This window comes from Bifidobacterium avesanii, assembly GCF_009299475.1.
Lineage (GTDB): Bacteria > Actinomycetota > Actinomycetes > Actinomycetales > Bifidobacteriaceae > Bifidobacterium > Bifidobacterium avesanii.
In genome coordinates this window covers 227676-240661 of record NZ_WBSN01000001.1, presented here as the reverse complement: position 1 = coordinate 240661, position 12986 = coordinate 227676, and the positions used below count along the sequence as shown (strand labels likewise).

Annotated in this window: 10 protein-coding genes and 1 riboswitch; of the genes, 4 read left to right on the top strand and 6 right to left on the bottom strand. The window is 68.5% G+C overall.

The window, feature by feature from the left end:
* The first annotated feature begins 73 nt into the window (after positions 1–73).
* Positions 74–1246, top strand: coding sequence for a hypothetical protein (locus DSM100685_RS01095; RefSeq protein ID WP_163200770.1), 1173 nt, complete (start codon positions 74–76; stop codon positions 1244–1246).
* A 42-nt stretch (positions 1247–1288) separates the two neighbouring features.
* Here DSM100685_RS01095 and DSM100685_RS01090 read toward each other — a convergent pair whose 3' ends face one another.
* The 3 genes from DSM100685_RS01090 to DSM100685_RS01080 all read right to left on the bottom strand — a co-directional run bounded on the left by DSM100685_RS01090 (position 1289) and on the right by DSM100685_RS01080 (position 5698).
* Positions 1289–3646, bottom strand: a complete 2358-nt coding sequence (locus tag DSM100685_RS01090) for an energy-coupling factor transporter ATPase (RefSeq protein ID WP_152349520.1) — start codon at positions 3644–3646, stop codon at positions 1289–1291.
* Between the two features lie 96 nt (positions 3647–3742).
* Positions 3743–4318 carry an ECF transporter S component gene (locus DSM100685_RS01085; RefSeq protein ID WP_152349519.1) on the bottom strand — a complete coding sequence of 192 codons (576 nt, stop codon included), beginning with the start codon at positions 4316–4318 and terminating at the stop codon, positions 3743–3745.
* A 6-nt stretch (positions 4319–4324) separates the two neighbouring features.
* Positions 4325–4477, bottom strand: a riboswitch (FMN riboswitch).
* A gap of 258 nt (positions 4478–4735) precedes the next feature.
* Positions 4736–5698: a glycosyltransferase gene (locus DSM100685_RS01080; protein WP_152349518.1), complete on the bottom strand. Its 963-nt coding sequence runs from the start codon at positions 5696–5698 to the stop codon at positions 4736–4738.
* Between the two features lie 68 nt (positions 5699–5766).
* Here DSM100685_RS01080 and DSM100685_RS01075 point away from each other — a divergent pair, with 68 nt between their 5' ends.
* Positions 5767–6630 (top strand): glycosyltransferase, encoded by an 864-nt coding sequence (locus DSM100685_RS01075; protein ID WP_152349517.1) that lies wholly within the window; start codon positions 5767–5769, stop codon positions 6628–6630.
* 104 nt (positions 6631–6734) lie between these two features.
* Here the strand turns inward: DSM100685_RS01075 and DSM100685_RS01070 are convergent, their stop codons facing one another.
* The gene (locus tag DSM100685_RS01070) at positions 6735–7514 is read right to left on the bottom strand and encodes a nitroreductase family protein (RefSeq protein WP_420837360.1); all 780 of its coding nucleotides are present in this window, start codon (positions 7512–7514) and stop codon (positions 6735–6737) included.
* A gap of 227 nt (positions 7515–7741) precedes the next feature.
* On the opposite strand from DSM100685_RS01070, the gene ppgK reads away from it, so the two are divergent.
* Both ppgK and DSM100685_RS01060 read left to right on the top strand, forming a co-directional pair.
* Positions 7742–8506: a polyphosphate--glucose phosphotransferase gene (gene ppgK, locus DSM100685_RS01065; RefSeq protein WP_152349515.1), complete on the top strand. Its 765-nt coding sequence runs from the start codon at positions 7742–7744 to the stop codon at positions 8504–8506.
* 139 nt (positions 8507–8645) lie between these two features.
* Positions 8646–9851, top strand: coding sequence for a pyridoxal phosphate-dependent aminotransferase (locus DSM100685_RS01060; RefSeq protein WP_152349514.1), 1206 nt, complete (start codon positions 8646–8648; stop codon positions 9849–9851).
* Positions 9852–9878: 27 nt separating this feature from the next.
* Here DSM100685_RS01060 and DSM100685_RS01055 read toward each other — a convergent pair whose 3' ends face one another.
* Together DSM100685_RS01055 and DSM100685_RS01050 are read right to left on the bottom strand one after the other, a co-directional pair.
* Positions 9879–10679: an ATP-binding cassette domain-containing protein gene (locus DSM100685_RS01055; protein ID WP_152349513.1), complete on the bottom strand. Its 801-nt coding sequence runs from the start codon at positions 10677–10679 to the stop codon at positions 9879–9881.
* 31 nt (positions 10680–10710) lie between these two features.
* Positions 10711–12948 (bottom strand): hypothetical protein, encoded by a 2238-nt coding sequence (locus DSM100685_RS01050; RefSeq protein ID WP_152349512.1) that lies wholly within the window; start codon positions 12946–12948, stop codon positions 10711–10713.
* Between the last annotated feature and the right edge of the window lie 38 nt (positions 12949–12986).

Genomic DNA, 12986 nt, shown 5'->3' with positions numbered 1-12986 from the left:
CGGGGACGGACATGACGAGTACACGACAAGATGGGGAGCAACGATCATGAACATGCGACTGTTGGCTTGGGAAATGCGCAAGATCTGGCGGCCGCTGCCGCTGATGGGCGTCGCGGCGGTGTGCATGGTGACCTGGCTGTTCATCGTGGGCAACACGCCGCTCGGCGCTTACACCGATCCCGACAACGATCCCGTGACGCTCAGCACGCGCTATGGTCTGACCGTCGAACAGGCGAAGCCGGCGCTGCAACGGGAATACGACGAAGCCGTGGCACAATTCGACCGGGATGTCGCTTCGGTTCCGGCCGCCAGGGCGCGGGGCGTCGTTGATGCGCGCAGCTACGAGGCATGGGATGCGGGTCTGCCCTCGACGATCGGCGAAAGCGACTGGGAGCTGATCGTCCAACTGGGAGAACTGCCGTCCTACCGCACGATGAGCCAGGCGTCGTCGTTGCTGTCGCAGATCGACGAAAGCCCCGGGCACTTCGAGTCGTCCCTGCGCCAATACGCCGCCATGGCGCTCGGCTTCCGCAACGAACCGCGCGACCCGCTGCCCGCCTTGGCGGCCCGACGCGTTGAACGCATCGCGGCCCAATACGACGCGCGCAGCATGCTGGACCTCAACATCGAGGACGCCGTCTCGTCATCGGGCCCGCCGTTGTTCGCGGCCGTGGCGGTGGGTGCGATCCTGCTCACCATGTCCACGCTCACGCAGGACAGGCAAACGGGCATGCGACGGCTGCAGTGGTCGTCGCGCGCCGGACGGGCGGTGATGGGAACGCAGGCGGTCGCCATCGGACTGTCCTCGGCGCTGCTCTCGGCCGTCATTGCGGGACTTTGGGCCGGATGGACGGCCCATCGCGTGTGGCCGTGCCTCAACATGCCGCTGCTGTCCTACGATCCGCCGCTCCTTTGGTTCGACTGGACCGTGGCGCAGTACATCGCGGCGGTGGTGCTGACCGCCGTTCCGGTCGGCGCGGCGAGCGGGTTACTGGCCGCATGGATCGTCAGGGCGCGGCCGAATATGATCCGGCTGCTCATCGCGGTCATTCCGGTCGGTGCGGTGATCGCATTCATCGCCGGCAGGCTGCTGGGGGTGAACCTGTACATGCTCCGCAATCCGCTGAGCCGGTTCGTCACCGTGCCCGGCGTGGAACCGGGCGTGGCGCTCATCGGGCTTGCACTGGGCGTGGCACTGTGGGCGTTCAGCGTGCGCAGACTGCGGCGCAGGGAACTGTCGGACTAGCGGCGAAGTGCGTCCGCTGGTGCCGGCGGACGCGCTGACGGGCTATCGGATGAAGGCGAGGGCGACGAGCGTCCCCAGATAGACGGCCACGACGAGCATCGCGGCGACATCGCGGGCGCCCACGGCCATGACCCGGTAATGCGTGCGCCCGGAACCTCCCTCGTAGCAACGGGCGTCCAGTGCGCGGGACAGATTGTCCGCGTGCCGCAGCGTACCGGCGAACACCGGCACCACGATCGCGCCCATCGCGCGGGCTCGCTGCATGGGAGAGCCGGTCTCGATGCCGCCGCCACGGGCCGCCTGCGCATCCGCGACGGCACGCGCCTCGCCGGTCAGGGTGGGGATGAACCGCAGCGCCAGCGACATGACCAGCGACAGCTCGTGCGTGTGCACGCCGAGCCTGGCGAGCGGGGAGAGCAGCGACTCGAACGCGTCGGTCATCTGCGTGGGCGTGGTGCGCGTGAGGAACACCGCGCCCAGCAGAATCACCAGCGCGAAGCGGAGCACGTAGATCACCATGGTCCACAGGCCGTCGTCGGTGATGGTGACCGGACCGAAGCTCCACACCGGCGTGCCTGTGCGCACGAAGAACACGTTGGCGGCGCCGGTGACGGCGAACAGCGCCAGAAACGGGTGCACGGTCCCCAGCAGGCGCAGCGGGTTGATGCGCGCCACGGCGATCGCTGCGCCCACCAGCGCCGCGCCCGCAAGCAATTGCCACACGTCGCTGATCGCGAACGCGGAGAACATGAGCAGCAGCGTCAACGCCATCTTGACGCGCGGATCCATGCGAGACACCGCGTCGGCGCGGTCCCGTTCGTGCGTCTCGTGCGTCTCGCGCATTTCGCGCATGCCCGTCGTCCGGCGTCCGGCGGCGGCCTCCGGGCGGGGCGCCGCGCTCCGCGACAGGTCCACCACGCGGTCGGCCAGCGCGAGTTCCTCGCGTGCGTGCGTGATGAGCATGATCGTCACGCCCCGCGCATGCAGCGTGCGGATGAGATCGCGAATGCGGGCCGTCGCGCGGGCGTCCAGACTCGCGGTCGGCTCATCCATGACCAGCACGTCCGGGCGGCAGGCGATCACGCCGGCGATGGCCGCGAGCCGCTGCTGCCCGCCGGACAGGTCGAACGGGGAGCGATCGGCCAGATGCGCGATGCCCAGCAGATCCAGCGCTTCGTCCACGCGCCGGTTCACCTCGTCCGCAGGCAGCTCCTGATTGCGCGGGCCGTAGGCGACGTCCTCGCGCACGGTGTCCGCGAACAGCTGGCGCTCCGGATGCTGCATCACGTAGCCCACGTGGCGGCGCAGCTCCTTGCGTTCGCGCTTGCCGGCGCGGACCGTGTCGATGTCGTGCACGGTGATCGTGCCGGACTGCGGCTTGCCGAGCGCGCAGACGAGACGGGCCAGCGTGGACTTGCCGGCGCCGTTGCGCCCGACGAGCGCGACCGTTTCGCCGGCGCGCACGTCGAGGTTGAACCCGGAGAGCACGGGCTCGCCGGACGTGTAAGCGAAGGACAGATCCCGGACGGCGATGACGGGGTCGGCATGTTCGGCATGTTCGGTGGGTTCGGTGGGTTCGGTGCCGTCGGTTGCGCCGCCGTCAGTGGCGATGTCGGACGGCAGCGAGGAGGAACCCCCGTCGGCGCCGTCGGCGTCCTTGGCGGCAGCGCGCCCGTGCGACATGGGGATGATCGTCTCGTCGCCGACCGCATGGCCGTTCGCGATCTCCACGACGCGCGTGCCCCGGTGCGCCTCGTCCGGACTGTGCGTGATGTGCACGATGGTGGTGCCGCGCGCGTGCAGGGTGTCGAGGATGCGCATGATGTCCGCGCGCGCCACCGTGTCGAGCATGGCGGTCGGCTCGTCGAGGATGAGCAGGCGCGGGTCCATGGCGAGCATGCCGGCGATCGCGGAGCGCTGCTGCTGCCCGCCGGACATGCGCGTCGGATCGTCGGGCGCGTGGCCGGCCATGTCCACGGCGTCCAGTGCGGCATCCACATGCCGGACGATGTCCGGGCGTGCCATGCCGAGGTTCTCCGGACCGAACGCCACGTCGTCCGCAAGCACCGTGGTGACGATCTGGTCCTCCGGGTTCTGGAACACCATGCCGATGCCGTGGCGCGCGGCCCGGTACTCGTCCGGATGCGCGCCGGCGTCGTCGAACACCCGGTGCCCGAGCAGTTCGACCGTGCCCTCGTCCGGCGCGGCCAGCCCGGCCATGATCAGCGCGAGCGTGGATTTGCCGGAACCGTTCGCGCCCACGACGCACACGTATTCGCCGTGGCGCACGGTCAGGTCGATGCCGTCGAGCGCCCACGCGGCCGAGTCGTGGTAGCGGAATCGGATGCCGCTGAGACGGATGGCGGGGGAGTCGGCTTCGGAAATTGCAGGGGATGTCATGGGTGCTTTCCGTGTGGTTGCGGTGCGATGGATACGCGCGTGGGGCGCGGCCCCGTTCGGGAAGGCCGCGCCCCACGGTGGAAAGGGAAACGGGTGCTACGCGCGCTTGTCCAGCAGATTGGAGATCGGCTTGTAGATGAGGAACGTGACCACGCCGTGGATCGCCATCTTGATGATGTTGAACGGCAGCAGGATCGGCACGATCATGGGCACCACGGCCGAAACCGGCATGTTGAAGTAGAACGGCGAGACGACGAGGTTGCCGCCGATGGCCGCCACAACGGCCACGACCGCGCCCACGATGATGCCGATCACGGCGCCCGTGCGCGTGCGGTTGCGCTTGTACACGAGGGCGGCGGGCAGGCTCAGCGCCAGCGAGACGAGAATGGCCATCGCCGCGCCCCACGGGTCGGTGAACACGTGCGGCACGAAGCCGAGCACGGAGACGATCGCCGCGGCGGCCGGACCGTAGGCGAAGCCGGCGACGAGCGCCACGATGCCGGAGGGATCGTACTTGAGCCACTGCACGCCCGGCAGGATGGGGAATTCGACGAAGCTGAGCACGATGGTCAGCGCGACGAACAGCGCGTAGACCGCGATGCGCTTGGCGGACCAGCGTCCGGAATCCGAGACGCCGGTGGAATGATTGGTGGTAGGCGAAGACACGCTCATGGGAGCACCTCGTTTCTTCCATCCGGACTGTAACCGTTGGCCCCGGATTTTCACCGGATCAGCCGCATTCGCGGGTCGCGGGCTTCGGCGCGCCTCCGTTGTGAACGCCGGATGCGCCGTTACCGCCAGTAAGGAATTGCACCTTCCCTGAAACTTGCAAGCGCCACTATACACCAATATGAGATATTGCCAACCCGTTTGCCCGCGGCGAAGGGGAAATATGCCGAATTACGCCGAAACTACATCCGCATTTCCGATTTGTGCGGTCGAAATCGGCGTGAGGACGGGTATCCCCGCCGTCGTTCCGCCGTTTTCCGCGGGCCCTTACCGGGGACAAAGCGAAAAAGAACCACACAAATCGGATTTATGATTTCGGGCCGGCTGGCAATGCCCGTAGTCCACCGGAAAGCTACGTGGTCAGTCCTCGATCGCGCGCACGGCCTGCGCCACGGCCGGCTCGTCGGCGAGCAGCTCGGCGTTCGGCGACGGCTTCGCGCCCAGAGCCTCGCGCAGGCCCCGCATGCCGGCGCGGCGCAGCAGCGCGCGGTCGCCGGAACGGGCGAACGTGAGCGCCCAGCGGCGCACGGTCTTGAGCAGGAACTCCGCGTATTCGCGCCCCGAGAAGTCGCCGCGGCAGGCGCGCATCATCCAGATCTTGTTGCGCACCTCGAAGCGGAACCGCTCGCCGGGGTCCGCGTCGGACGAGCCGAACACCTTGGTCTTGTGCACCACCTCGCTCGAGGGCACGTAGTAGCCGATGCCGCGCCGGAGCAGCCGCGTGGTGAACTCGAAGTCGTCGTTCCACAGGAAGAACGCGGCGCGGGGCAGCGCCTTGAGCGCGAGCATGGCCTGCACGTTGATCAGGCAGGACACGAACGACATGGAACGCGCCTGGAACGCGCCCCCGCAGCCGGGCAGGTCGCGTTCGCCGCGGAACAGCCATGTGCGCGGGCGGGGACGGCTCATGGGATGCTCGCGGCCGTCGGTCCACAGGGTCTTGGAACCCAGCACGGCGGGCAGCGTCCCGTTGGCGTCGCGGCAGGCCTGCGTGGCCTTGAGCAGTTCGTTGAGCGCGGTGGGCGTGGGAACCGTGTCGTCGTCCATGACCCACAGGAAGTCGGGCTGCGGCGCGCCCGCGACGGCCAGCGCCATGCCGGCGCAGAACCCGCCGGCCCCGCCGTAGTTGCGGCTCAGCTCCACCACGTCGGCCCCGATCGGGTGGGACTTGGCCACGGCCGCTGCGTCGTCGGTGCTGGCGTTGTCGATCACGATCACGCGGTCGGCCGGGCGGTTCTGCGCGGCGATGCCGTCGAGGCATTCGCGCAGCAGCTGCGGGCGGTTGTAGGAGACGACTACGGCGGTAACGGTTGCGGTGTTCACGAGCGTTCATTATAGCGGGCGGGCCGCGGCGGTCGGGACGGGACGCCGGCTTGGGTAGGATGGGCGGCATGCAGGAATTTTCGGTGCTGCTGCCGGTGTACGGCGGCGATTCGTTGGCGTTCTTCCGCGAGGCCGTGCGGTCCAACACGGTCGGACAGGCGCGCAGGCCCTCCCAGCTCGTGGTGGCGCGCGACGGCAGGGTGCCGGATGAGGTCGAGGAGTATCTGGTCCGCCTGCCGGGGCTGCTGGAGCCGGAGGGCGTTGCGGTGACGGTGGTGCGGCTGGAGGAGTGCCGCGGCTTGGCGGCGGCGCTCAACGAGGGGCTCAAGGCGTGCGCGCACGAGTTCGTGGCGCGCGCGGACGCCGACGACATCGCGCTGCCGGAACGGTACGCCGTGGAGATTCCGGTGCTCGAGGCCGGGGCGGATCTGGTCGGGTCGTCCATCCAGGAGTTCACGCAGGAATCCGCGGACCGCGGCGACAAGATAGAACGCGGGCAGGTGCGCACGCTGCCGGCGGGCGGGCCGGAGCTCGAGCGGTACGCGCGCATGCAGTCGCCGCTGCACCACCCCAGCGTGGCGTTCCGCAGGTCGGCGGTGCTGGACGCCGGCGGATACCCGGAGCGGGCCGGGCGGTTCGAGGACTACCTGCTGTGGGCTCGGCTCATGATGCGCGGCGCGAAGCTGCGCAACGTGCCCGACGTGCTGGTGCTGTACCGCGTGGACGCGGGCGCCTACACGCGGCGCGGGGGATGGGAGATGTTCCGCGGCGAGCTCGGGCTGCAGCGGGCGTTCCTGAAAATGGGTTTCGTCAATGTTCCGCAGTTCGCGCGCAACGTGCTCGTGCGCGCCGCGTACCGGCTGGTGCCCACGGGACTGCGGCAGCGGGGGTACCGGGCGGTCGTGGCGCTGCGGGGGCGGAAGCGGCCGTGAGCGAATAGGGGCGCTCGAAAGCATGAAAAAGGGAACGGCGTCGAACCGTTCCCTTCCTCATTGCCGTGATCGCCGTCGACCGCCGGAACGCCCGGCATGCGACGTCACTTCTTGATGAACATGCCGCCGTTGCCCCACGCCCAGTCGCCGGTGCCGGCGCCGATCTGGAAGTGCAGCTTGGCGATGCCGAGGTCGTTGAGCGCTGCAGGGCCGTCGAGCTCCGGGTCGATCGAGGCGATGGCGGTGCCGGTATCGGGATCCCAGGAGAACAGAACGGGCTGGCGGTTCATGGCGCTCGGCGCCTTCGCCGCGGCCTCGACGCCCGCGCGGAACCAGTCGGGCGCCTGCTCGCGCGCCTCGGCGGACATGCCGCGCGTGAGCTCCTCGAACGACTTGGACGTCCGGTGCGTACGCTGGAATTCGGCGAGCTCCTCGAACGACTTGGACGTGTAGGCGAGGTGATGCTCCGGATGCCCGATCACCACGCCCACGTACAGCTCCTGGCTCGGCGTGACGCGGCAGTGCCTCGCGGCCTCCTCGCGGTCCCAGCTGCCGGCCACCCAGCAGGTGCCGAGGCCGTACAGCGTGGCGGCGAGCACCACGCGCTCCGCGTAGAAGCCCGCCTTCTCTCGGGACTCGGGGTCGTTCTTCGGGCCGACCAGCGCCAGATAGTTCGCGGCGTTGGTGTAGTGGCCGGATTCGTTGGCCTCGGCGAACACCTTGGGCTGGTCGCGCACGAGCTGGATGTTGAGACCGGAGAGCATGTTGACCGCGTCGAGCGTCATGCTCAGCTGTCGGGCCTGATCGTCGGCGATCTCGTCCGGGTCGTAGGCGCGGACGGCGGTGCGGATATCAATGGCGTCAATGAGTTGCGTATGTTCCATGCGTCCCATTATCCCCGCGCGCGCCCTCGGCCGCGCCGCCGTTCGCCCGATGTGAGCAAAATCTCGTCCGTTGCCCGTGCCGTTGCCCGTGCCTGTCGTCCGCGTCCGTCCCGCCCTCCCGACCGCATGGTGAAAACGATTGCAGTCGCGGCGTGCGCCGGGCAACCCGACGCGTTAGAATCATCGTACCGGTTCGTTGCTCACCTCCAACCCTAAGGAGATCGAAGATGATTGAAACAGCGCAGGCCTTCGGCGTCGACATCGGTGGATCCGGCATCAAGGGCGCTCCCGTCGATTTGACCAAGGGCGACTTCGCCGAACCCCGACTCAAGATCCTCACCCCCGAGAACTCCACGCCCGACGCGGTCGGCGCGATCGTCAAGCAGCTGCTCGACCACTTCGAGGTGCCCGCCGACGCCCCCGTGGGCATCGCGTTCCCCGCGCCGATCAAGCCCGGCAAGCCGCTCGACTTCATGGCCAACCTCGACCAGTCGTGGATCGGCGTGGACGTGCAGCAGTGCTTCTCCGACGCGTGCGGCCGCCCGGTCACCGTGGTCAATGACGCCGACGCGGCGGGCCTCGCGGAAGTCCAGTTCGGCGCCGCGAAGGGCCAGGACGGCCTCGTGATCGCCACCACGCTGGGCACCGGCATCGGCACCGCGCTCATCTACAACGGCGTGCTCATCCCGAACTCCGAGCTCGGCCACCTCGAACTGCCCAAGGGCAAGGGCGACGCCGAGAAGTACGCCGCCTCCTCGATCCGCGAGCAGGAGGGCCTCGGCTACAAGAAGTGGGCCAAGCGCCTGACCAAGTACTACGGGCTCGTCGAGCACTACTTCAACCCGGACCTGTTCGTGGTCGGCGGCGGCGTGAGCCGCGTGAGCGAGAAGTTCCTGCCCTACGTGGACATCAAGACCCCGATCGTGCCCGCCAAGCTGCGCAATTCGGCCGGCATCGTCGGCGCCGCGTACTACGCCAGCACCAAGCAGTAGCAGGCCGTCCATCGGCCGTTCCAATCTCAGAAGTTGCATATCCGCGCGCATGGGCCTCCCCGATGAGGCCGTATGCGCGCGGATATGCAACTTCTGCGTTTTTGGGCCTTGGACGCGGCGTCGCGATAGGGTGGGGCGCATGACCGTTCACTTCTCCTCGCGCGTCGGATCGCGCACGCTCAACCCCATCGCCGTAGCCGAACTCGAGGCGAAGGCGGCGGGCGTGGCGCTCGGCAAGCTCAACGACTCCAACCCCACCCGCCACGGGCTGAGCTCGGACGAGGTGCCGTGGGTCTACTCCGCCGAGCCGCGCGGACCTCGTCATGCGCGCGAATCCCTGGCTGATTACCTGACCGGCCTGCACGCGCTCGAGGCCGCGGCGGCCGGGCGCGAACCGAAGCCGGTCGATCCGGACGACCTGTATCTGCTGAGCTCCACGTCCGAGGCGTACTCGTGGCTCATCAAGCTGCTGTGCGACGCCGGCGACGCGGTGCTCGCCCCCAAGCCGGGTTACCCGCTCATCGAGTCCATCGCCGGGCTCGAATGCGTGGACGCGATCGAATACCAGCTGCTCTTCGACGGGTCGTGGATGATCGACGCGGCCGGCATCGAGGCGCTGCTCGACGGACCGGACGGCGGGCGCATCCGCGCGCTCGTGCTCATCAACCCCAACAACCCCTCCGGCTCGTACGTGAAGGCGGGGGAGCGCGAGCGGATCGTGGCGCTGTGCCGCGAGCACGGCGTCGCGCTCATCGCCGACGAGGTGTTCTTCGACTACGCCCTCGAACCGTTCGACGACCGTTCGAGACTGGCGGGGGAGACCGGCGTGCTCACCTTCGCGCTCGACGGGTTCTCCAAGATGCTGGCCGCGCCGAACGCCAAGGTCGGCTGGATCCAGGTGTCCGGCCCGGAGGGGGACGCGGCCGAGGCCAAGCGCCGGCTCGACGTGATCGCCGACGACTACCTGCCCATGAGCGACATCATCGCCAGCCGCATGGACGCGCTGCTGGGCGTGGCGGGGGAGCAGACCGCACTCGTTCTCGAACGCGTTCGAGGCAATTTGGCGCGGCTGCACGAACTGCTGGACGCCGACCCGCTGGGCGTGGTCTCCGTGCTGCGCGCCGAGGGCGGCTGGAACGTGCTGCTGCGCTTCCCCGGCGTGATCGACGAGAACGCGCTCGTGCTCAGGCTCATCGCCGACCACGGGCTCACCGGGCAGCCCGGCTACTTCTTCGACATGACGTCCAACGGATATCTGGCGATCTCCCTGCTGCCCGAGCCGGACGCGTTCGAATCCAACGTGCGCGCGGTGCTCGCCGCCGTCGCCGCCATGCTGGAGGAGTAGCGGCGTCCGGAGGGGACGGACGATCCGTCAGCGCGCGCGGAGCGCCTCGGCCTTGCGCCGGATGAGGTCCTCGTAGAAGGCCACGGCCTCGTCAGGCTTGCCGTCGAAGGCGATCCGATGCTCGTCGAGCACCAGCGTGCGCCCGATCGCGTACTCCGGGCGGCGGATCAGGTCCGTGTCGTGCGTGGCGAAGACCACCTGCTTGTCGTAGCTGAACAGCGCGGCCGCCACATGCGCGGAACCCACCTCGTCCAGTCCCTTGGTCGGCTCGTCGGCCACGATCGCGGCCGGGTTGAACGTGAGCGCCGCCGCGATGGCCAGCAGGTGCCGCTTCTCCGAATCCAGCTCCGAGGCGGCCCGCCGCGCGGAATCCGACAGGTTGAAATGCGCGAGCAGGTTGCCCACGATCGCGTTGCGCTCGCCTTCGGCGACCCTGCGCTTCTTCAACGGCGCGGTCAGGGCCTCGGCGATGTCCTTCGCCTGATAGAACGCGTTCGGGATCTCCTCGCGCCGCACGCGGCCCACCAGTTGCTCGACGCGCTTCAAATCGCGCTTGGACGCCGTGTTCAGCGTCTCGCCGCCGACCGTGACCGTGACGCCCTCGGCCGGGACGAGCGCGCCGTCGAGCAGCTTGAGCAGCGTGGTCTTGCCCGAGCCGTTGAGGCCGATCACCGCGACGCGCTTGTCGTCCGGCGTGATGTTCAGGGACGTGCGCAGCAGGCCCACGCCGCCGTCCTCGTACGTGTAGCCGACGTTGCCGAGCTCGAACGCGGCGGCGTCGGGATGGTTCTGGAATGATTCGCCCTTGCGCAGAAAATCGAACAGCATGCCTCCAGTATGGCACGCTACGGGCGACGCGCTACAGCGCCTTGACCCACGAGCCGAACGAGGTCCACAGGTCCGGCACGAGACGGTACATGGAGTCCTGACGGCCCACCACGAAGTAGGACAGGAACGTGACCACGGCCGTCACGACCACCAGCGCCATGACGACGCGGATCATGCGGCGCTGGCCAAGCGGCATCGCGATTGTCGAACGTTCGAGAGCGCCTTCGGGCGCGCCGGCGTCCGGCGTGGGGGCTCCCGGCGTGAAGTCCATGAACGCGAGCATGGCGAACAGCACCGCCAAGGTGACGAGCCAGCTAAAGTCGGTCATGTACCGCCAGCCGAAGCCGGCCTTCTGCGCGTCGAACAGCATCACCAGCGCGGCGCACGCGATCGCCGTCCAGCCGAAGCCCCACAGGTGCCGGGCGTGCAGGCGCCGGCGCATGAGCGGGAACGCGAAGACGAGCAGCAGCACGGGGATCGCGAAGAAGATTCCGCCGATCGACGGCTCCATGTACTGCCAGTTGACGTACGGCGACGGGCTGATCGCGAGGAACGGGAACACGTCGATGAACCGCGGCGGCAGCGCGAGGAAGTAGAACAGAGTCAGCGGCAGGTCGGCCAGCGGAGCCTTGTAGCTCGTCAGGTCGATCACCGTCATCTGATAGTCGTTGCCGAAGTCGAGGTACGAGCCGAACCGCCAGTGGTTGTACCACAGCAGCGGCAGGGTCACGGCCAGCGCCGGCAGCGCCATGGCGGCGACGGGCTTGACGATCTCCGCGACCCCCATCGTGCGGGCCCTCACGCCGGCGAGGATTTCCTTGATGTCCTGCCAGAAGATCGGGAAGGCGAGCAGCGCCGCGAACACGTACATGGTCCTGCATCCGAGGTTCGCCGCGACGCACAGCGCGCCGAAGCCCACGCGCACCCACGACAGCTGCCCGTCCGGCCTCTTGGCGCCCAGCCACAGCCACAGGCCAAGCGTGGTGACCAGCAGCGAGGAGGTCATCGGCACCGCGTAGAAGTTGCTGCGGTAGCACAGGTAGGGAATGTTCGCGCCGCACGAGAACACGATGATCGCCAGTCCCGTGGCCGCCAACGACGCGCCCGGGAAGTAGCGGCGGATGACGCGCACCACCATGAGCGCGCCGAAGAGAAGCGCGCCGAACATCATCCACGCGAGCGCGGTGGCCGTGGGCAGCATGCCGCCCGTGACGGCCTGATACGGCAGATACAGCAGCACGGCCGGAATCACGCCGAAGTACGAATACCAGTGCCCCTGAAAGAACACGTAGTCCCAGTACACCGGGTGCACGCCCGACTGCACGAGCCGGTTGCGCGTGGCGATGTCGAGCGGGTTGGCCGCCGCGGCGAGCTCGTCCGGCACGGGCAGGTCGAGCCACGGCTGGCCCTTGAGGATCGAATCCGCCAGATGCGCGTACTGGTCGAAGTCGTACGTGAACTGGCCGGGATGGTGGTAGACGCCGGGGGAGAAGAACCACACGTTGCCCACCGTGATGGACAGCGCCACGAGCGCAGCCGGCGTGAGCAGGCCGGCCAGGGCCCACCGCTGGCCCCGGCTGTGCGTGTCCAGCGGAATGCGCCACAGCGCCGAGGACGGGCGGAAGACGACGAGGAACGCGGCCACCAGCGCCATGGCGAGCAGGCGGATCGGGTTCACCGAAAGCGGCACGCGCGCGTTGGCGGTCATGGACGTGAAGCGGATCTTGCTGCCGGCCGCCTCCTGGAACCACAGGCGCACCGCCTCGGCGTCGCCCTTCACGCGATTCCTCAGATAGTTCGACTCCTCGATGTTCGCGTTGTAGTAGTCGGCCCGGTTGGCCCTCCACTGGCCGTCCACCTTCACGTCGATGCGCACGTTGGTCATGGACAGCGTCTCGTTGGCGTTGTCGTACGTGTCGTCGAGCAGCGCGAGCCCCCACGAGTCCTTGGGACGGTTGGCCTGCGTGGTCTGCCGCGCGTCCTGCAGCATCTCGTCCCACGCGCCCTCCGCGTCCACGTGCACATAGTCCACGCGCTCGTCCACCCCGTCGATCTCGAGGTACGCCTGCATGGGGTCGGTGATCTCGTAGGCGCCCGTGCCGCGCACCGCGAGCCCAGTGCCCACCGTGACGTTGCGGTCGTCGGTGACGGGGGCGGCGGAGGCGAGCGAGATCCAGTGCGGCAGGTTGAACACGAACAGCTCCGCCAGCACGATGACCAGTGCCGCGATCCAGATCGCGCGGGTGCGTCGGTTGAACAGGCGTGTCATGACGGGGCTTCCTCCGGTTCGTCTCGGTTTTTCTCAGG

Bases quoted from the DNA above. Each gene is read 5' to 3' on its own strand.
- DSM100685_RS01055 (WP_152349513.1), bottom strand. From the start codon at position 10,679: ATGCTGTTCGATTTTCTGCGCAAGGGCGAATCATTCCAGAACCATCCC.
- DSM100685_RS01075 (WP_152349517.1), top strand. From the start codon at position 5,767: ATGCAGGAATTTTCGGTGCTGCTGCCGGTGTACGGCGGCGATTCGTTG.
- DSM100685_RS01050 (WP_152349512.1), bottom strand. From the start codon at position 12,948: ATGACACGCCTGTTCAACCGACGCACCCGCGCGATCTGGATCGCGGCA.
- ppgK (WP_152349515.1), top strand. From the start codon at position 7,742: ATGATTGAAACAGCGCAGGCCTTCGGCGTCGACATCGGTGGATCCGGC.
- DSM100685_RS01085 (WP_152349519.1), bottom strand. From the start codon at position 4,318: ATGAGCGTGTCTTCGCCTACCACCAATCATTCCACCGGCGTCTCGGAT.
- DSM100685_RS01095 (WP_163200770.1), top strand. From the start codon at position 74: ATGCGCAAGATCTGGCGGCCGCTGCCGCTGATGGGCGTCGCGGCGGTG.
- DSM100685_RS01090 (WP_152349520.1), bottom strand. From the start codon at position 3,646: ATGACATCCCCTGCAATTTCCGAAGCCGACTCCCCCGCCATCCGTCTC.
- DSM100685_RS01070 (WP_420837360.1), bottom strand. From the start codon at position 7,514: ATGGAACATACGCAACTCATTGACGCCATTGATATCCGCACCGCCGTC.
- DSM100685_RS01060 (WP_152349514.1), top strand. From the start codon at position 8,646: ATGACCGTTCACTTCTCCTCGCGCGTCGGATCGCGCACGCTCAACCCC.